Source organism: Bacillus cereus group sp. Bce019, assembly GCF_051781745.1.
Taxonomy (GTDB): domain Bacteria; phylum Bacillota; class Bacilli; order Bacillales; family Bacillaceae_G; genus Bacillus_A; species Bacillus_A cereus.
Genome location: NZ_JBPWJX010000005.1, coordinates 123,797 through 142,480, shown reverse-complemented (window position 1 = coordinate 142,480; position 18,684 = coordinate 123,797). Strand labels below are relative to the sequence as shown.

Here is an 18,684-nt window from a genome sequence, read left to right as displayed (position 1 = left end):
CAAAACTATAGCATCAACATTTAACTTTAGCGGAAGAAAAAGAAAATAGCAATGTAAAAAAACAGGAGGGGTCACCTCCTGCTTTCAAATTACAATTCTTTTATCATTACGACGTGCGGGATATTTGCTTCCATAAATACATCAGAACTTGTTACATATCCAAGTTTTTTATAGAAATCTTCAGCATGTGTTTGAGCGTGAAGTTTCAATTTTGGTAGCGAATTTTCTTTTGCATACGCTTCAAGAGAATCCATAACAATTTTTCCAATCCCTTTTTTACGATGGGAACCTAACACGCAAATGCGTTCCATTTTTCCTATACCATCAAGGGTGCGAAAACGTCCAGCACCAACTGGAACATCATTGTCATATATAACAACGTGTGTTGAAGTTTCTTCAAACTCATCGTACTCTTCTTCAGCAGAGACACGTTGTTCATTTACAAACACTTGTTTACGTACAGAGAATGCATCTCTTAGTTGTTCGTCCGTTTGTACAATCTGTGCGTGCAAATTAGTTGTTCCCCTTTCCAAGACGGAATGTTTCGTGTACAGTCCATGTTCCATTTTCTAATTGATATAGAAGATGGAAACGATCAATTGGTTGTTCGTAATAGAAATCTTTCATACGTAATCGGCCCAACACATCAGCATGCTCTGCATCTGATAAGCCTTGTCCGATTGTTAAATGAGGTACGAAAGCATATTCGCGTTCTTGCGTGAATAACCCGCTATGCATTTCTTCATTTAAGAAAGTAAGTTCAGGTGTTTTTTCTACTTTAAAGTAAAGGACGTTATTAACAGGTGCGAATGAACCAACTTTCCCAACATGAAGGGTGAAAGGGTTCGTTTTACTTGCGATTGCATGTAATTCGTTTACAATCGACTCTAATTGTTCATCTTGCGCCTCAAAGGGTGTTTTCAATGTAATATGTGGCGGAACTAATGCGTAGTGCGGGTCATAACGTTTACGCAATCCGTTCGCTTTATCTTGAATCATTTTAGATGGAAAAATTACAATGCCTAATTTCATGTTCCAATTCCTCCCTTTGTAAGTCTAGTTAGATTTTGAGATAAATAAATCTCTTTATCTATTATATCAAATTATTCTGAATACTGCTCTCTATTATTTCATTGATAGAATGTGAGAGAAGGCTTTCGGTAAATCGGTTTGCCAATATTTCCAAGTATGATTGCCTTCAAACTCCTCGTAATGCGTGATGAAATTTCTATCTGTAAGAAGTGTATTTAACTCACGGTTCGGCCCTACGAAATCCGATACTTGTCCATCAGTACGCTTTACAGCCGTTTCCTCTGTACCGATGACGTGATACAGTTCTAACGCCTGTGGATCTTTGAATTCTTTTGCTAAGTTCATCACTGTCTCATCCACAAATGGTGATTGCATAACGACTTTACCGAATGTATGCGGATACATAAGTGCAGTCATAAAGGAAACTGTTCCGCCAAGAGAATCACCAATTAAAACACGACCTTTTCCCATTTGGTACGTTGGATAATTTTCATCAATATATGGTGCCAGTTCATGAGCAAGGAAACGAATATATGCAGCATTTTTCACTTCATTTGGGAAATATTTTTCTTTACGATCATGTACATTTTTATATGGAATACCGACAATAATTGTACGGTCAATTTCTTCGGTTTCACGAAGGCGCTCAATGACACGGTGCGCTTTACCGAGCTGAAAATAATCTCTACCATCTTGTGCAATTACAACTGTATGTTTGTGCAGTGGTGTGTAATTTACTGGTAAATAAACGAGAAGTGTAACGTCTTCTTGAAGTGATGCGCTATAAAATGAAATTTCTTCAATTCTCCCTATTGTTTGACTCATGTAGATCCCCCTAAATAAAAATTTACTGTAATGATTGTAAGAGCGACGCTTGTAGTGAAAAGGAAAGAAGTATTCACTAATTGGTGCCTTAATTTCTATTTTACCATAATGGTACGAAGAATCTAAAAAATTAGTATTTAAGTTACGAAAGAAAACGGATATAATGAAGTGGGATTTTTGACAGGTGAGAGGGGAGACAGGATTTGAAACAAGAAAAATCAATCGCACTACCATTGGCTATTTCTATAATTGCCATTTCCTTTGCAGCAGTTTTTGTAAAGATGTCCTCAGCACCATCTTCAATATTAAGTATGTACCGCTTATGGATTATCGTGCTTATTATGCTGCCTATCGTATGGAAAAAAAGAGAGGAATTTAATAGGATTCAAATGAAAGATTGGGGCTTTTTAATTGGATCTGGTTTCTTTTTAGCACTTCATTTTCTTTTATGGTTTGAATCTTTAAAGCATACAACAGTTGCTAGTTCAACAATTATTTTGGCGCTTCAACCAATCGTATCTTTAGTTGGAGGTTTTTTTCTATTTAAAGAAAGAACAACATATTCAGCCATTGCAACGATGGGAATCGCTATTTTGGGAGTAATGTGCATTGGTTGGGGAGATTTAGGTTTAAGTAAGCAAGCAATTTATGGTGACATATTATCCTTTCTAAGTGTAATAGCGGTTGTCGGTTATTTATTTATCGGGCAAACGACAGTGAAGAAAGTATCGCACTGGATTTATAGCTTTACAGTCTTTGCGTTCGCAGGTCTTTTTATGGGGATTTATAATGTCATATTACAAGTACCCTTTACAGGTTATACGAAGTGGGATTGGACTGTTTTTCTTTTACTTGCGGTTGTGCCGACAGTGTCACATGTAATTAATAACTGGCTATTAAATTATGTAAATGCAACGACAATTTCAATGAGTATTTTAGGAGAACCTGTTGGAGCATCTATACTTGCGTTCTTCTTACTTGGAGAAAAATTAAATGCAATGCAAATTATCGGTAGCATGCTCGTATTGTTTGGTGTATCTGTTTTCTTACTGCAGCAACAAAAGCGAACAGCAAAAAATGTCGTAAACGAGCCGGTGTATACACAGGAATTATAGTGTTAGGGGAGAAAAGAGAAGTTGTGATACTTCTCTTTTTGTTTTATGGAAATACGGGTGTAGAAGGGGGAGGAAAATGGAATTTCCATCAAAAAAAGCTGTATGGTTACATCCAATTTTTTTATTGTTGCAGGCGTCTGTTTTGCTCCTATATTTGCAAGGAGAGAATATTTTCTTTTTACAATTCCATTAGCAATGTTGTTTAGTTGGAGTTGATTTTTGGCAAAATATATTGCCGGGAAAGAAACAATTACGATTAGATCGGGTCTCATTACAAAACGTATATTTATACGAGATATAAAACAAATTTCAAATACGAAAAATCCAATAGCAACTCATGCATTATCATTTGACTGACTTGAAATTGTTTACGATACACATAAAAACAGAAATTATTTCTCCAAGAAATAAAGAACAATTTATTAACTTTGTAAAAAGTAAAAACTCAAATATTGAAACAAAGTAAAAGAGTGGCTACGAAGCCACTCTTTTACTTTGGGTTTGTCATATAAGGTTGTACGTGAATGACACATAGGTCACGGAATTTGCCTTCAGCAGTTGTGACAATTACGACTGCTTTACCTGCACTTTTTCCAGTAATCGTCACGGTGTCACCTTTTGGATATATGGTGATGATATCAGAATTCATATTTGACCAAATAAGCTCTTTATTCGTTGCTTGTATTGGCAAAATGGAAGCTGCTAACACAATGTTTTGTCCCGTTTTTATTTTTAATTTATGTTTTTCTATATGAACACCGATGACTGAAATAACAGAAGGAGCAATTGAAATTTTAGGCGGGTTAGGTTGCATGTTTAAACAAGATGCAGAAGTATTTGTGATAGGTGAAAATTTTCGTGTTTGTTGTTGCTGGAAAGCTGCTAACATGTTGGAGTCCCCTTTCTGTATAAGTGCTGATACTCATACTATAAAGGAGTAGTGTTATGTTAAATTTAACGAAACATAAAGAATTTGTTAAATTTGATAAGAAGATTGTCGAACTGTAAAAAAATCTCTGCTGTTACGATAACAGCAGAGATTTTTTTATAAATTATGACGATGTTGTTTTTCGAAATCCTCAAATTGCTCTTCAACTTCTTTTGAAGGTTGTGTTAGTAAACTAACAATTACGATGGCTAGTAAACTAATAGCGAAACCTGGAATCATTTCATATAAGAAATCTTTTAAGAATTTGAATTGAGTCCAGATAATAACAGTAGCGGCACCAGAAATCATACCAGCAAGCGCGCCCCATTTCGTCATACGTTTCCAATATAAGCTTAATAAAATAGCAGGTCCGAATGAAGAACCAAAACCAGCCCAAGCGTATCCAACAAGAGCTAAAATCGTATCATTTTGTTTAAACGCTAAAGCGCACCCAACTAATGCAATAACAAGTACAGCCATACGACCGACAAATACAAGTTCTTTATCAGATGCAGAACGTTTGAAGAATGTACGATATAAGTCTTCCGTTACGGCACTAGAAGTAACGAGTAACTGAGATGAGATTGTACTCATAATTGCTGCTAAAATAGCGGCTAATAAAAATCCTGTAATAAGTGGGTGGAATAAAATTTTCCCAAGTTCAAGGAAAATTGTTTCTGGGTTAGATAATGTTAACTCTTGTTGTGAATAGTAAGCAATACCAATAAGACCAGTAAACATAGCTCCAACAACAGAGAAAATCATCCAGCTCATACCAATTCTTCGTGCGCTTTTAAGTTCTTTTACAGAAGAAATTGCCATAAAGCGTACGATAATATGAGGTTGTCCGACATAACCAAGGCCCCATGCGAATAGAGAAATCATTCCTAAAGTAGAGGCACCTTTAAAAATATCTAGACGTGTTGGATCTACAGATCGAATTGTATCAAATGCAGGTCCAAGTCCGTTCGAATTCATAATTGTTACGATAGGAACAAGAATAAGAGCAACTACCATAATGATTCCTTGCACGAAGTCTGTCCAACTTACTGCTAAGAAACCACCAAATAATGTGTAAGCTACAACAACGCCTGCTACAATGAATAATCCAACATGATAGTTCATGCCAAATGAATTTTCAAATAATACAGCGCCTGAAACTAATCCTGAAGCTACATAGAAAGTAAAGAAAATCATAATAACAAGTCCAGATACTAAACGTAGCATATGAGATTTGTCGTGGAAACGGTGTTCCAAAAATTCTGGGATAGTAATAGAGTTATTTGCAATTTCTGAGTAGGTACGTAAGCGAGGAGCGACATAAAGCCAGTTTGCGTATGCGCCTAGTGTTAGGCCGATCGCAATCCAACTACTACTTAATCCAACGCTAAACATTGCACCGGGTAATCCCATTAAAAGCCAACCACTCATATCGGATGCTCCAGCACTTAATGCTGTTACTGCGGGGCCTAGTGTACGCCCGCCAAGCATATAATCTGTTAAGTTGGACGTTCGTTTGTAGGCGAAATAGCCAATTACTAACATCCCGAGCATGTAGATAGAGATCGAAGTTAAAGTTAACATCTGCGTACTCATGTAGTTCCCCTTCCTTTTGTCATGTCTTTTGATGCGTTATGCATATTTATAATCTATCATGATTATTCTGAAAAATCCATATAGAAATATGAATTTTCAGAAATGTAAGCGTTTTTTGATGTCATTTTACTTTTTTAATATATAATATTCATACAAAAAACCTTATTTTTAATAGAGTATTTATTATATTTACATAAAAAGAGGTTGTTTTGTCAATATAATATTGAAAGGAAAGAAAAATAAAATTTTTAAAAAAGTATTGACTTGTGAAAAAAGTCAGGTCTATAATGAGTGCAACTTAAAAAAATGCAAGCGTTGATGAAGAAGAGTACACATGATGAACATGTCAGAGAGCTGATGGTTGGTGCGAATCAGTATGGAATTGATGTGGAATGGGCTTCGGAGCTTCCAAACCGAAACGAAAGAAGTAGGCTTTGGCGACATGATCTCATCGATACAAGAGACACGTATTGTTTTTGATACGGTAAAGTGCGTTACATTTGTAACGAATTAAGGTGGCACCACGGGAGTACCCGTCCTTTCTATAGGATGAGTACTCCCTTTTTGTGTATAAAAAATTAAATAAATGAAATCGTTTAAGTAAGAAGAGTACGTATATTGGAGACGTTACAGAGAGCCGGGAATAGGTGGGAGCCCGGTACGGTGCCATATACGGAATGGGCTTACGAGAGGTATGCTGAACAATTATATTCAGTAGGCAACCCGGGTTCCGCCGTTACAAGGATAAGGTATAAATTTTGTACCTGAACAAAGCGGGATGCTTTTGCATCCAACACGAGGTGGTACCGCGGTATATTTATCGTCCTCTACATATTTTCGATATGTAGAGGACTTTTTTATTTTTCAGAGCGAGGTGAAGGACATGATGACGAAAGAAGAATTTATAAAACAAAAAAGAGAGAGAAAGACATTTTTAGTAATCGATGAAGAAGAAGGAGATAGCATTACGCCAATTTCTTTATATAGACGTATGAAAGGGAAGAAGAAATTCTTATTAGAAAGTTCACAGCTTCATCAAGATAAAGGGCGTTATTCTTACTTAGGATGTAATCCTTATGGAGAAGTGAAAAGCGTTGGTACGGAAGTGGAACGAACGATTTTCGGCCGGGCAGAAAAGTTACAAGGTAACGTACTACAAGTGTTAGAAGAAGTAATTGCACAATCACAAGTAGACAGTCCATTTCCATTTTGCGGAGGAGCAGTTGGTTATATTGGATATGATGTCATTCGGCAGTATGAAAACATTGGAGCGGATTTACACGACCCATTAAATATTCCGGAAGTGCACCTTTTACTATATCGTGAGTTTATCGTTTACGATCATTTACGCCAAAAGTTTTCGTTTGTATATGTATGCAGGGAAGATGATTCAGCAAATTATGAGGAAGTATACGAAAGACTACGAGTATACAAAGAAGAAGTGCTACAAGGAGAAGAAGCTGAAGTAAATGCAATACCATCCACATTATCATTCACTTCTTCTATAACGGAAAAAGAGTTTTGTGAGATGGTAGAAATGGCGAAAGAATATGTAAGAGCGGGAGATATATTCCAAGTCGTACTGTCACAGCGTTTACAAAGTGAATGTATTGGTGATTCATTCGCGTTATATCGAAAACTTCGAATTGCAAATCCATCACCATATATGTTCTATATCGATTTCCAAGATTATGTTGTACTCGGTTCTTCGCCGGAAAGTTTACTATCAGTAAGGGAGGATAAAGTGATGACGAATCCAATTGCTGGTACAAGGCCGAGGGGGAAAACGAAGAGGGAAGATGAAGAAATCGCAAAAGAACTGTTAGGCAATGAGAAAGAGCGAGCAGAGCATATGATGCTTGTAGATCTTGGGCGAAACGATATTGGTAGAGTGAGCGAAATCGGCTCGGTTACGATAGATAAATATATGAAAGTAGAAAAATACTCTCACGTTATGCACATTGTATCTGAAGTTTACGGAACATTGCGAAAACAAATGAGCGGATTTGATGCGTTAGCGTATTGCTTACCAGCAGGGACGGTTTCTGGAGCTCCGAAAATTAGAGCGATGGAAATTATAAATGAACTAGAGAATGAAAAAAGAAATGTATACGCTGGTGCAGTTGGATACGTTAGTTTTTCAGGAAATCTTGATATGGCGCTCGCCATTCGAACGATGGTCGTAAAGGATGAAAAAGCATACGTTCAGGCAGGAGCAGGAGTCGTTTACGATTCAGATCCAGTAGCTGAATATGAAGAAACATTAAATAAAGCGAGAGCGCTTTTGGAGGTAATGAAATGATTGTACTTATCGATAATTACGATTCGTTCACATATAACTTGTACCAACTGTTAGGCGAACATGAAGAAGAAATTGTAGTTGTAAGAAATGATGAAATAACGATAGAACAGTTAGAAGAGATGAGTCCAAGAGGAATTGTACTTTCACCAGGACCAGGAAAACCAGAGGGTGCTGGCATTTGTATCGACGTCATCCATCATTTTTATAAGAACGTTCCCATATTAGGGATTTGTCTTGGCCACCAAGCGATCATAGCTGCATTTGGAGGAGACATTGTTAGAGCAGAACGTATTAGACACGGAAAAACATCGCGTGTGAAACATAACGGAACGTCAATCTTTTCATATGTGATGCAGCCGCTAACAGCAATGCGCTATCATTCTCTTGTTGCAGAGCAAACGAGCTTGCCAGAGTGTTTTGACATATTAGCGACAGCGATGGACGACGGAGAAATAATGGCAGTCCGTCACAATTATTATCCGCTCTTCGGATTACAGTTTCATCCGGAATCAATCGCAACAGAAGAAGGCGGAAAGTTAATACGTGCCTTTTTAGGTGAAGTGAAAGAGGAGGAAAGAATATGAATAACTATCTTCGTAAATTAGTGGAGGGGCAACATTTAACAGAAGAGGAAATGTATAAAGCAGGACTACTTTTATTAAATGAAAACATATTAGAAAGTGAAATTGCAGCTTTCTTAGTCTTACTGAAAGCGAAAGGTGAAACTGCAGAAGAAATATACGGTCTCGTTCGAGCTCTTCGCGAAAAGGCATTGCCGTTTTCGAACCATATACAAGGAGCAATGGACAATTGCGGGACAGGTGGTGACGGTGCCCAAACGTTTAATATTAGCACAACATCGGCATTTGTACTGGCAGGAGCTGGCGTAAAGGTTGCAAAACATGGTAATCGCGCTGTTTCTAGTAAAACAGGAAGTGCAGATTTATTAGAAGAACTAGGTGTAAATATTAGTAGTACGCCAAACGAAATTGATTATTTATTAGAGCATGTCGGAATCGCATTTTTATTCGCACCAGCGATGCACCCAGCATTAAGGCGCATTATGAAAATAAGAAAAGAATTAAACGTGCCGACGATCTTTAATTTAATTGGCCCTTTAACAAATCCAGTGAATTTAGAAACACAATTTGTCGGTATTTATAAACGAGATATGTTATTACCAGTTGCACAAGTATTACAAAAGTTAGGCCGGAAACAAGCGCTTGTCGTAAATGGAAGTGGTTTTTTAGATGAAGCATCATTACAAGGGGAAAATTACGTTGTCATTTTAAAAGATAATGAAATAGTAGAAACGAGTATTGAACCTGAGAAATACGGTTTCTCAATAGTGAACAATGAAGAGATTAGAGGCGGGGATTCGAAAGAAAATGCAAAGATTACAGTCGGCGTATTGAGCGGAGAAAAGAGTGTTTACCGCGATACCGTTTTATTAAATGCAGGTCTAGCTCTTTTCGCAAATGGAAAAACGGAAACGATTGAAGAAGGAATTAAACTCGCGGCACATAGCATTGACTCTGGAAAAGCATTAGCCAAATTAAACTTATTAATTGCAGCAAGTAACGAAAAATTAGAAAGGGTGAACTAAAGTGGGGACGATTTTAGATAAAATTGTAGAACAGAAGAAAAAGGAAGTTGCGGAGTTATATGAAATATATACACCAGTAAAAACAAAAAGAAAGACACATTCACTTGTAGAAGCGTTACAGCAGTTTACTGTCATTGCAGAAGTAAAGCGAGCATCACCATCAAAAGGAGATATCAATTTACACGTTGACGTACGAAAACAAGTGGGAACATATGAGAAATGTGGTGCAGGAGCAGTATCTGTTTTAACAGATGGTCAATTTTTTAAAGGATCGTTTCACGATTTACAAACAGCAAGAGAAGAAAGTAACATTCCGCTTTTATGTAAAGATTTCATAATTGATAAGATTCAAATCGATAGAGCGTATGAAGCGGGAGCAGATATTATTTTACTAATTGTAGCAGCGTTAACGAAAGAGAAGTTAAAAGAGTTGTATAGCTACGTGTTAGAAAAAGGATTGGAAGCGATTATTGAAGTTCATGATGAACAGGAATTAGAAACTGCGATTGTATTAAATCCGGACGTTATTGGCATTAATAATCGTAATTTAAAAACATTCGAAGTCGATTTAGGCCAAACAGAAAAGCTTGGAAAACGATTAAATGAGGAGAAATTACTTTGGATTAGCGAAAGCGGGATTCATTCAAAAGAGGATATTATTCGTGTTAAAAAAGCAGGAGCAAAAGGTGTATTAGTTGGGGAAGCACTTATGACATCATCTTCTATTCGTACCTTTTTTGAAGATTGTAAGGTGAATATATGAAAGTGAAAATTTGCGGCATCACTGATATGGAAATAGCAAAACGTGCTTGCGAATACGGAGCAGATGCACTCGGATTTGTTTTTGCAGAAAGTAAGCGGAAAATCGCTCCAAAGAGAGCGGAAGAAATCATTCAGGAGCTTCCAGCCAACGTGTTAAAAATCGGTGTTTTCGTAAATGAATCAGTAGAAGTGATCCAGAAAATTGCAGATGAGTGCGGGTTAACACATGTACAACTACATGGGGATGAAGACAATTATCAAATTAGAAGATTGAATATTCCGTCTATAAAGTCGCTAGGAGTAACTTCAGAGAGTGATATGAAAAACGCTCAAGGGTATGAAACGGATTATATATTATTTGATAGCCCGAAAGAAAAGTTTCATGGAGGAAATGGAAAGACATTTTCATGGGAACTACTTGGGCATATGCCAAAAGAATTGCGAAAGAAAACGATATTAGCTGGTGGATTAAACGCTCTTAATATAGAAGAAGCAATTCAAACTGTTCGGCCATACATGGTCGATGTGAGCAGCGGAGTAGAGACAGAAGGAAAGAAAGATGTAGAGAAAATAAAACAATTTATTATAAAAGCGAAGGAGTGTTCCAAATGAACTACGCATATCCAGATGAAAAAGGACATTACGGTATATACGGAGGACGATATGTTCCAGAAACGTTAATGCAATCTGTACTAGAACTAGAAGAAGCATATAAAGAAGCGATGCAAGATGAAGCATTTCAAAAGGAATTAAATCATTATTTAAAAACGTACGTCGGAAGAGAAACACCGCTATATTATGCTGAAAATATGACGAAGTATTGCGGTGGTGCAAAGATTTATTTAAAACGTGAAGATTTGAACCATACAGGAGCTCATAAAATTAACAATACAATCGGTCAGGCACTACTTGCAGTGCGAATGGGCAAGAAAAAAGTTGTCGCTGAAACAGGAGCTGGACAACACGGAGTTGCAACAGCTACTGTATGTGCTCTTCTCGGATTAGAATGCGTCATTTTTATGGGAGAAGAAGATGTAAGACGTCAAAAATTAAATGTGTTCCGAATGGAATTACTCGGAGCGAAAGTAGAAAGTGTAGCGGCAGGTAGCGGTACATTAAAAGATGCGGTAAACGAGGCGCTTCGTTACTGGGTTTCACATGTGCATGATACGCACTACATTATGGGATCTGTTCTCGGACCACATCCATTCCCGCAAATTGTCCGTGATTTCCAAAGTGTAATTGGAAATGAAACGAAAAAACAATATGAGGCGTTAGAAGGAAAGTTACCAGAAGCAGTCGTTGCTTGTATTGGCGGTGGTAGTAATGCGATGGGGATGTTTTATCCGTTCGTACACGATGAAGAAGTTGCTCTTTACGGCGTAGAAGCAGCTGGAAAAGGCGTTCATACAGAAAAGCATGCAGCAACTTTAACGAAAGGAAGCGTTGGCGTTCTCCACGGATCAATGATGTATCTTCTGCAAAACGAAGAAGGACAAATTCAAGAAGCACACTCTATTTCAGCAGGACTTGATTATCCAGGTGTTGGTCCAGAACATAGCTTGCTAAAAGATATTGGCCGCGTTTCTTATCATTCGATAACAGACGAAGAAGCATTAGAAGCATTTCAATTATTAACGAAAAAAGAAGGCATTATCCCGGCGCTAGAAAGTTCACATGCTGTCGCATACGCATTAAAATTAGCTCCGAAAATGAAGGAACATGAGGGACTTGTCATTTGTTTATCTGGTCGTGGTGATAAAGATGTAGAGAGTATAAAACGTTATATGGAAGAGGTGTAAAAAATGGGAGTAGAAAAAATTAAAGCAGCGTTTGAAAATGGCAAGAAAGCATTTATTCCGTACGTAATGGGCGGAGATGGTGGCCTTGAAAAATTAAAAGAAAGAATTTGTTTTCTAGATGAGGCTGGAGCAAGCATCGTTGAAATTGGTATTCCGTTTTCAGATCCAGTTGCAGATGGACCAACGATTCAAAGAGCAGGAAAGCGAGCGCTAGATAGCGGCGTAACATTAAAAGGCATTTTTCAAGCGTTAGCAGAGGTAAGAAAAGAAGTACAAATGCCATTTGTTCTTATGACATATTTAAATCCGGTACTTGCATTCGGAAAAGAGAGATTCATCGAGAACTGTATAGAAGCAGGTGTAGACGGCATCATCGTTCCGGACTTACCGTATGAAGAACAAAATATTATTGCGCCGTTACTTCGAGAGGCAAACATTGCGCTCATTCCACTCGTTACCGTAACAAGTCCTATTGAAAGAATTGAAAAAATTACGAGTGAATCAGAAGGGTTCGTTTATGCTGTTACAGTAGCGGGCGTAACGGGAGTACGTCAAAACTTTAAAGAAGAGATTCATAGTTACTTAGAAAAAGTAAAATCACACGTCAACTTACCAGTAGTCGCTGGATTCGGCATTTCAACAAAAGAACATGTAGAAGAAATGGTTACAATATGTGATGGTGTTGTCGTTGGAAGTAAAGTTATTGAGCTATTAGAAAATGAAAAACGAGAAGAAATATGTGAATTAATACAGGCAACAAAACAAAAAGAAGAGGCGTAGTCTCTTCTTTTTGTTTTGCGTAATAAATGTTAAAATATACAGAAAATACATATAATTTAGAGGGTGAGAAGGCATGCTAAGACGTAAACTATTATATCTATTTTTAACTGTACCACTATACGCTTGGCTCATTAGCATGACGAAAATAGAGTTAATGGCTCTATTTTTAGGGTATGTATTCATCTTTTCCAACTTAAATCGCATTCAAGAACAGTCTATTTTAGAAATATGTGTATTTTCGATTAGTATAGAATTATTTAGTATCGTTTCGATTGTATTATTAAACGAATTATTTCTACGGATTCATTCATTTACATTAATGAAATTTTGGAATATTATCTTGCAAGCAATATGTACTTACATTGTGTTTGTTGTGTTGAAAGAAATAGTCGGAAAGCAGACAGTTTTTCAGGATAATAGAAAATGGGAGTGAATGAAAAGGAGCCGTTTGGTTCCTTTTTTGAATCTGTTGTAAAAACAATTGAAAATTATAGCATCTGTTATATAATAGTTAAAAATTGTATTTTAAACGAAATGAGATGATAACATGGCCATATTGTTGGCACTTATCCCAATTATGATGATATTCATTTGTTTATTTTTATTTAAACAAACGTCATTAAGATCCTCGTTAATTTCTTATGTTGTGTCTGTTGGAATCGTTTTACTCTCGCCAACGTTTCAATTAGGGATAAGTGAAACTGTGCACGCAACGATTAAAGGATGGTTAATTTGTTTTATTGTCGGATACGTTTTATTTTTCGGTATTTTTTTATTTCACCTCATGAACAAAATGGGGTACATCGATCAAGTAGCACGTTTTCTAGAAGCAGTTACTCAGGATCGTTTATTACAAATGCTGCTTATGTGCTTTGGCATTTGCCCACTTATTGAATCAGTAAGTGGATTCGGTATTGGCTTCATGGTTGCAGCACCTATTTTTCTTTCACTAGGATATAAACCATTTCAAGCTGTACTGCTCTCATTCATCGGCTTACTAGCTAGTTCATGGGGCGCAATGGCAACGGGTACGATTATCGGTTCGCAGCTAATAAATATGCCTCTTACAACACTTGGTACAAATACAGCGCTATTAAGTATTCCGATGTTTGCTTACTTCGTTATTCTTTCTTTACACGTTGTTGGCGGCTGGCGAGCGGTTATAGAAAAGTGGAAAGAAGGAGTAGGATTCTTTCTATTATTTTCTCTCGGAATCTACCTTTTTAATGCGTACGTAAGTGTTGAACTAGCCGGGATATTAAGTTCTATCGTTACGATTACATTTGGCTTTCTTATCATTAAATTAAAAGGAAAAAGTGGGCAAAATCTTATAACAGAACATGCGGCTGCAACGGAGAGAGAAATATCCATTATAAAAATTATTAGCCCTTATATATTTCTAACAGTTTGTATTTTACTTTCCCGCCTCGTTCCAGCATTACATGATTTGTTTAGATCATATGCGGTTCTTGATTTGAAATCATACTCTTACAAACTAGAGTTACTATATTCACCAGGATTTTGGCTCGGTATGACTTGCTTATTTACTATTATTTTCTTCCGCATCCCGTCTAATATTATTAAACAATCACTCTCACAAACGATCAAACAATGGATTCCTTTTGCTATTACGACGACAATGTTTATCGCCATTTCAGAACTAATGGGTGCATCAGGCATGCATTCATTACTCGCAAAGACAGCTGGTGACACATTTGGAACGTTTTTCGTTTTCGTTGCTCCGTTTATTGGCGCTATTGGTGGATTTTTAACAGGTAGTAACGCAGGATCAAATGCAATGTTTATAAAACTACAAATGCAAACTGCACAAAACGTAGCACTCCCGTGGCAATATGTCACAACACTTCAAAACACCGCATCATCAGTAGCGACAATCGCTTGTCCATCACGGATTACACTAGGTGCTTACTTATGTAATATCCCTTACCGTGAAAATGAACTATTAAAGAAGACGACGTTAATGATCTTTGGTGCGGTTTTGCTTGTAGTGGTAGAGGTTATTGTTTGGTATATGTTGAGAAATTAAAAATCCTCCTAACATAGGAGGATTTTTTTTATGAGTGGATAATGATTTAAATATGAATAGCTTCTACTAAATGGATAGGAGATGAAATGTATGCCCCTAAAAAACTACGGTGTGTTAAAAGGTACAGTTATACAAGCAAAGATTGGAAAAGGGAAAACACCTCATTATCAAGTTCATTTACAGGGCGAGACAGGAGTAGATTATCGTATTGCAATTAACGTAAAATCGCAAAGTTATCCATCAGAAGTTTTATATTTTGCGAGTAACAATATTCGGTCAGAGGCGATTCATATTTTACCGACATTACCATTCGGTTTTACAGAAATAAAAAACAATGAACCGAAAGTAGCTTTAGATTATGTAAGAGGAAATTTATTTGACTCAAATCAAATGATTCCTTTGCCTCCCGAAAAAGCAGGAGAAGATAATGATTTAAATGAAAAAATAGAACGTTATATAAAACGAGCAATAGAAGAAAAAGCAATTATTTACGCGTTTGGTGAAAGATGGGGACCAGAAGAAAATACACCAGATTCCTATTTTCATTTCAAACCAGGAAACGGTATACATGATATTCATATGAATCAAGGGAATGTAGAAAAATGGCAAGGTGATGATGGAATATGGCAAGATGGAGGGATACTCATTCACTTTGAAAAGGAAGAAGAATGGATTGGTATCTTTCTTGCATTCCAATCACAGTCATGGTGTACCGATGAAGAAGGGCATGCTCGTGTTCCGGTTGAACATTGTGATTATAAGGGGAATAATTAATAAGAAGAGGGCGTTCAAAAAGAACGTCCTCTTCTTATTTTATAAAACGAAAAACTAACAAGTGTAGAAATACAAGAGAAAAGCAGTGCTACACTAGAAAACGCAATGAGATACATATTATATTTCATAACCTGTCCAATTAGCTGGTTACTGTCGTATTGAAACAGTCCCGCTATGATGTTGAATAAAAATAAAACGATAAACATGACGATAACTCCGTCTATTGATCCTTTAATGTCTGGTTTACTTAAAGCGATATGCGCGGAAATGCAAATGGCGATAAATAAAAATAACCAAAAGGAAGGATTCAATAAATTGCTGATTGTAAATAAGCTTTTCAATAATACAAACGTCGACAAGAGCATGTTTTGAATCATTTCTACATTAATAGAAGTAGAAGCAATCGTTTTTTCGAGAGTTGTATTAAATAAAAAATATGATTCTGGTACGAAATAGCGCATTAAAAGGGTTAATGCAGTAATACCAGAAATAATAGGCCCAATGCCGATAAAGAAATTCCCAATTCGTTGATACACACTTTTTTGATTGTATTGATGTTGTATGTAACCTAAAGCCCCTTGACTTGTATCTGTTGGGAAGAACTGAGTCGCCACAATTTTATGACGGAACAGTACGCACATAATGGCATGTCCAAGTTCGTGAATCGGAACACCGATCCAAGCCGTTAATAGGAATCCTTTTCTTCCAAAAGCTCTCGACCAATACATGCGTGTGAGAGATTCTAAATAGCCTAATAGAAATCCAATTACAATGATAACGCCAATTAAAGATAATAATTGGATTACGCTTGTAAGGAGTATTTGAAAAATTGAGTTTACCAATTCCATTGCCAGTCATCCAATCTGTTAAAAATATTATTTATTCTGTTTCATAATAGCATTTTTTTCAAGATTACTAGCACATATATTTTCTTTCGGAAGAAGGATTTCAGAATCTTTTTCTTGTAGTCATGTTTTATGTACAAATTCATATATTGAATTTGTAACACCCTATATGGTATATGCTTAAGGAGGGATAAGAGAATGAAATGTCCGTCATGTCATACAGAAAATGCAGCGGAGGCAAAGTTTTGCGGGAATTGTGGACATTCGTTAACGGAAGAAGTAGTGGCAAGTAGTGGCCAAGAAGAAGGGCCGGAACAAGCACGTGCGGCACAAGCAAAGGAAGCTCGGCCAAATGAAACGGTAGAGCAAGCGAAGCGGTTCGCGAGCGGCTATTTTCAATTTTTTAAACATGCATTACAAGCACCGACAGCGATTATGAAAAGCGGCGCTATTGAAGTGCGAAATGGAATTGTAAGTCTTGTTCTTATTTGTTTTTTAGGAGCATGTATTTTTTATAGAATGATGAGTGCAGCATCAGCAGTTACGAGAACATTTGCACCAGATATATCTACTCCCACGTTTTTTGGAGAATCTATAACGGTCTTTTTCTTTTTATTAATTTTAACTTTATTTGTCGGATTTATTATTTTTGTAAGTGGTAAGATGATGAAATCGTCTTTTTCGTTTCTTGAAGTATTTGGTATATGGGGAACGATAGCGACGCCGACTATTGTCATATTAGTCCTTTCTTTTCTTTTTAGTTTCTTATTAATCTTTTTCTTACCTATATTATTATCCGTAGCTGCAACTTATATAGGGATTAGTATAACTGTAGCCGTATTAAAGCTAGACAATGGCGGATTAGATCTCGTTTACACACTTATTATTGCAAATGTTTTAATTGGAATTGCAACGTTCATTGTACTTTGGTCTTACATTAGCACGATAATTCAAGCCTTAACAAAGGGAATAACTGGCTTCTAATGAAAAGGTGGTTGACTGAATGAATGTATGTACAAAGTGCGGATCTCAGTTTGAAGATGGTGTGCAATTTTGTCAAAACTGCGGGTCGAAGAGGGGACGTCCTGTAGTAAAGAAGAACATGAGCGGTGGTACAAAAGTTGGCATTACACTGTTAGCACTATTTGTTATAGCGATTATTGGATTGTATTTGTACGGAGCATCGTATTATACGCAGGTGGCACAAGTAGACCGGATGATTACGATTTTACAAGAGAGGGACGGAGAGAAATTAGCTGAGATCGTTACGGCAGATGATCCATCGGTTATGATAACGAGAGAGAGTTTAACGCCTCTATTTTCATATATAAAAGAAAATCCATCTTACGTAAATGAATTAAAAGGATATTTGAGACAAGGTGAAAAACAACGGGATGGAATAGAAAGAGTTGATTTTTCATTAACGAAAGACGGAAAGTATTTCTTTATATTTGATCGATATAAATTGAAAGCGAAGACGTACTATACAACTTTGCTTACAAATGAAAAAGGCGTATCGTTAAAAATGAACGGAAAAGAAATTGATAAGACAGATGACAAAAAGTTTGAGAAGCAATATGGGCCATTTCTTCCGGGAAATCAAGTGTTTCAATCAGATTATAAAAATGACTATGTAAAATTATCTCGTGAGGAAAAGGTTGTACTTATGAAACAAAGCCAAAATAACGTAACGATAGATTTAACGTTGCAAGGTCAATATATTACAGTTCAAACGAACGCGCCTGGTGCAACATTGTACGTAAATCAAAAACCGGTTACAGCGCTGGCAGGAGAAGAAATTACATGGGGACCTGTAGCGACTGATGGAAGTGCGACGATTTATTTAGAACGAAATGGAGAAAGCGGACGAGAAACGACACAAGTAGAGACGATAACGACACTTTCGTCTTATAATCTTCCATTCCAAAAGAAAAGTACAGAAAAAACAGTTGTTTATAATGTTACTCCAACGCCCGCGACTGGGTATGTATATAATGGTTTCATCTTTCCTGATAGTGATATTCGAAAATTAACGAGCGCAGATTTAACATATTTATCGAAAGAGCAGTTGAAAATTGCTAGAAATGAAATATATGCAAGGCATGGACATATTTTTCAAACGAAAGATATGCAAGCGTATTTTGCAAAACAGTCTTGGTATAGAGAAAATCCTTATTTTAAAGGAACGTTAACAGATATTGAAACTTATAATATTGAACTAATCAAATCAAGAGAATAGAGCACTTGAAAAAGGTACAGTGTATATTGCT

General features: G+C 36.6%; 19 protein-coding genes, 1 pseudogene and 2 other annotated features. Of the genes and pseudogenes, 14 read left to right on the top strand and 6 right to left on the bottom strand.

Features of this window, described 5'->3' with window-relative positions:
- Positions 1 to 89: 89 nt before the first annotated feature.
- The 3 genes from ACS2QP_RS10800 to ACS2QP_RS10790 all read right to left on the bottom strand — a co-directional run bounded on the left by ACS2QP_RS10800 (position 90) and on the right by ACS2QP_RS10790 (position 1,857).
- Positions 90 to 512, bottom strand: a complete 423-nt coding sequence (locus tag ACS2QP_RS10800) for a GNAT family N-acetyltransferase (protein WP_326263389.1) — start codon at positions 510 to 512, stop codon at positions 90 to 92.
- Position 513: 1 nt separating this feature from the next.
- On the bottom strand, positions 514 to 1,032 hold the full coding sequence (locus ACS2QP_RS10795; protein ID WP_063535892.1) for a YjcG family protein: 519 nt from the start codon (positions 1,030 to 1,032) through the stop codon (positions 514 to 516).
- Between the two features lie 93 nt (positions 1,033 to 1,125).
- Positions 1,126 to 1,857 (bottom strand): alpha/beta hydrolase, encoded by a 732-nt coding sequence (locus tag ACS2QP_RS10790; protein ID WP_000084013.1) that lies wholly within the window; start codon positions 1,855 to 1,857, stop codon positions 1,126 to 1,128.
- Between the two features lie 203 nt (positions 1,858 to 2,060).
- Between ACS2QP_RS10790 and ACS2QP_RS10785 the strand changes: the two genes are divergently transcribed.
- Together ACS2QP_RS10785 and ACS2QP_RS10780 are read left to right on the top strand one after the other, a co-directional pair.
- Complete coding sequence (locus tag ACS2QP_RS10785; protein ID WP_000806939.1) at positions 2,061 to 2,972, top strand: DMT family transporter; 912 nt, start codon at positions 2,061 to 2,063, stop codon at positions 2,970 to 2,972.
- Between the two features lie 76 nt (positions 2,973 to 3,048).
- Positions 3,049 to 3,438: pseudogene (locus tag ACS2QP_RS10780) on the top strand (PH domain-containing protein).
- A 24-nt stretch (positions 3,439 to 3,462) separates the two neighbouring features.
- On the opposite strand, the gene ACS2QP_RS10775 reads toward ACS2QP_RS10780, so the two are convergent.
- Together ACS2QP_RS10775 and putP are read right to left on the bottom strand one after the other, a co-directional pair.
- Positions 3,463 to 3,861 (bottom strand): Ig-like domain-containing protein, encoded by a 399-nt coding sequence (locus tag ACS2QP_RS10775; RefSeq protein WP_065223880.1) that lies wholly within the window; start codon positions 3,859 to 3,861, stop codon positions 3,463 to 3,465.
- Positions 3,862 to 4,017: 156 nt separating this feature from the next.
- On the bottom strand, positions 4,018 to 5,496 hold the full coding sequence (putP, locus tag ACS2QP_RS10770; RefSeq protein WP_000107210.1) for a sodium/proline symporter PutP: 1,479 nt from the start codon (positions 5,494 to 5,496) through the stop codon (positions 4,018 to 4,020).
- Between the two features lie 306 nt (positions 5,497 to 5,802).
- Positions 5,803 to 6,040: a binding site (T-box leader), on the top strand.
- A 42-nt stretch (positions 6,041 to 6,082) separates the two neighbouring features.
- Positions 6,083 to 6,327, top strand: a binding site (T-box leader).
- Between the two features lie 52 nt (positions 6,328 to 6,379).
- Between putP and trpE the strand changes: the two genes are divergently transcribed.
- The 10 genes from trpE (at position 6,380) to ACS2QP_RS10720 (ending at position 15,569) form a co-directional block, all read left to right on the top strand.
- Positions 6,380 to 7,798, top strand: a complete 1,419-nt coding sequence (trpE, locus tag ACS2QP_RS10765; protein WP_438882415.1) for an anthranilate synthase component I — start codon at positions 6,380 to 6,382, stop codon at positions 7,796 to 7,798.
- A complete protein-coding gene (locus tag ACS2QP_RS10760; RefSeq protein WP_438882414.1) occupies positions 7,795 to 8,382 on the top strand; it encodes an aminodeoxychorismate/anthranilate synthase component II in 588 nt (195 codons plus the stop codon). The genes trpE and ACS2QP_RS10760 overlap by 4 nt, the downstream gene beginning before the upstream one ends.
- Positions 8,379 to 9,404, top strand: coding sequence for an anthranilate phosphoribosyltransferase (gene trpD, locus ACS2QP_RS10755; RefSeq protein WP_061113631.1), 1,026 nt, complete (start codon positions 8,379 to 8,381; stop codon positions 9,402 to 9,404). Before ACS2QP_RS10760 ends, trpD begins: the two co-directional genes overlap by 4 nt.
- Before the next feature lies 1 nt (position 9,405).
- Positions 9,406 to 10,167, top strand: a complete 762-nt coding sequence (gene trpC, locus ACS2QP_RS10750) for an indole-3-glycerol phosphate synthase TrpC (protein ID WP_438882413.1) — start codon at positions 9,406 to 9,408, stop codon at positions 10,165 to 10,167.
- Positions 10,164 to 10,778, top strand: a complete 615-nt coding sequence (locus tag ACS2QP_RS10745) for a phosphoribosylanthranilate isomerase (protein WP_153581482.1) — start codon at positions 10,164 to 10,166, stop codon at positions 10,776 to 10,778. The genes trpC and ACS2QP_RS10745 overlap by 4 nt, the downstream gene beginning before the upstream one ends.
- The gene (trpB, locus tag ACS2QP_RS10740; protein ID WP_153581481.1) at positions 10,775 to 11,968 is read left to right on the top strand and encodes a tryptophan synthase subunit beta; all 1,194 of its coding nucleotides are present in this window, start codon (positions 10,775 to 10,777) and stop codon (positions 11,966 to 11,968) included. The genes ACS2QP_RS10745 and trpB overlap by 4 nt, the downstream gene beginning before the upstream one ends.
- 3 nt (positions 11,969 to 11,971) lie before the next feature.
- The gene (gene trpA, locus ACS2QP_RS10735; protein ID WP_065223885.1) at positions 11,972 to 12,748 is read left to right on the top strand and encodes a tryptophan synthase subunit alpha; all 777 of its coding nucleotides are present in this window, start codon (positions 11,972 to 11,974) and stop codon (positions 12,746 to 12,748) included.
- 73 nt (positions 12,749 to 12,821) lie between these two features.
- Positions 12,822 to 13,181: a DUF4029 domain-containing protein gene (locus tag ACS2QP_RS10730; protein WP_063535898.1), complete on the top strand. Its 360-nt coding sequence runs from the start codon at positions 12,822 to 12,824 to the stop codon at positions 13,179 to 13,181.
- Between the two features lie 114 nt (positions 13,182 to 13,295).
- Positions 13,296 to 14,795: an L-lactate permease gene (locus tag ACS2QP_RS10725; RefSeq protein WP_438882412.1), complete on the top strand. Its 1,500-nt coding sequence runs from the start codon at positions 13,296 to 13,298 to the stop codon at positions 14,793 to 14,795.
- Positions 14,796 to 14,885: 90 nt separating this feature from the next.
- On the top strand, positions 14,886 to 15,569 hold the full coding sequence (locus ACS2QP_RS10720; RefSeq protein WP_153581479.1) for a DUF2278 family protein: 684 nt from the start codon (positions 14,886 to 14,888) through the stop codon (positions 15,567 to 15,569).
- A 14-nt stretch (positions 15,570 to 15,583) separates the two neighbouring features.
- On the opposite strand, the gene ACS2QP_RS10715 is transcribed toward ACS2QP_RS10720, so the two are convergent.
- Positions 15,584 to 16,417: a hypothetical protein gene (locus ACS2QP_RS10715; RefSeq protein ID WP_332283630.1), complete on the bottom strand. Its 834-nt coding sequence runs from the start codon at positions 16,415 to 16,417 to the stop codon at positions 15,584 to 15,586.
- Positions 16,418 to 16,612: 195 nt separating this feature from the next.
- Here ACS2QP_RS10715 and ACS2QP_RS10710 point away from each other — a divergent pair, with 195 nt between their 5' ends.
- Both ACS2QP_RS10710 and ACS2QP_RS10705 read left to right on the top strand, forming a co-directional pair.
- Positions 16,613 to 17,398, top strand: coding sequence for a zinc ribbon domain-containing protein (locus ACS2QP_RS10710; RefSeq protein ID WP_071741043.1), 786 nt, complete (start codon positions 16,613 to 16,615; stop codon positions 17,396 to 17,398).
- A 19-nt stretch (positions 17,399 to 17,417) separates the two neighbouring features.
- The gene (locus tag ACS2QP_RS10705; RefSeq protein ID WP_149215049.1) at positions 17,418 to 18,653 is read left to right on the top strand and encodes a TcaA 3rd/4th domain-containing protein; all 1,236 of its coding nucleotides are present in this window, start codon (positions 17,418 to 17,420) and stop codon (positions 18,651 to 18,653) included.
- The last annotated feature ends 31 nt before the right edge of the window (positions 18,654 to 18,684 follow it).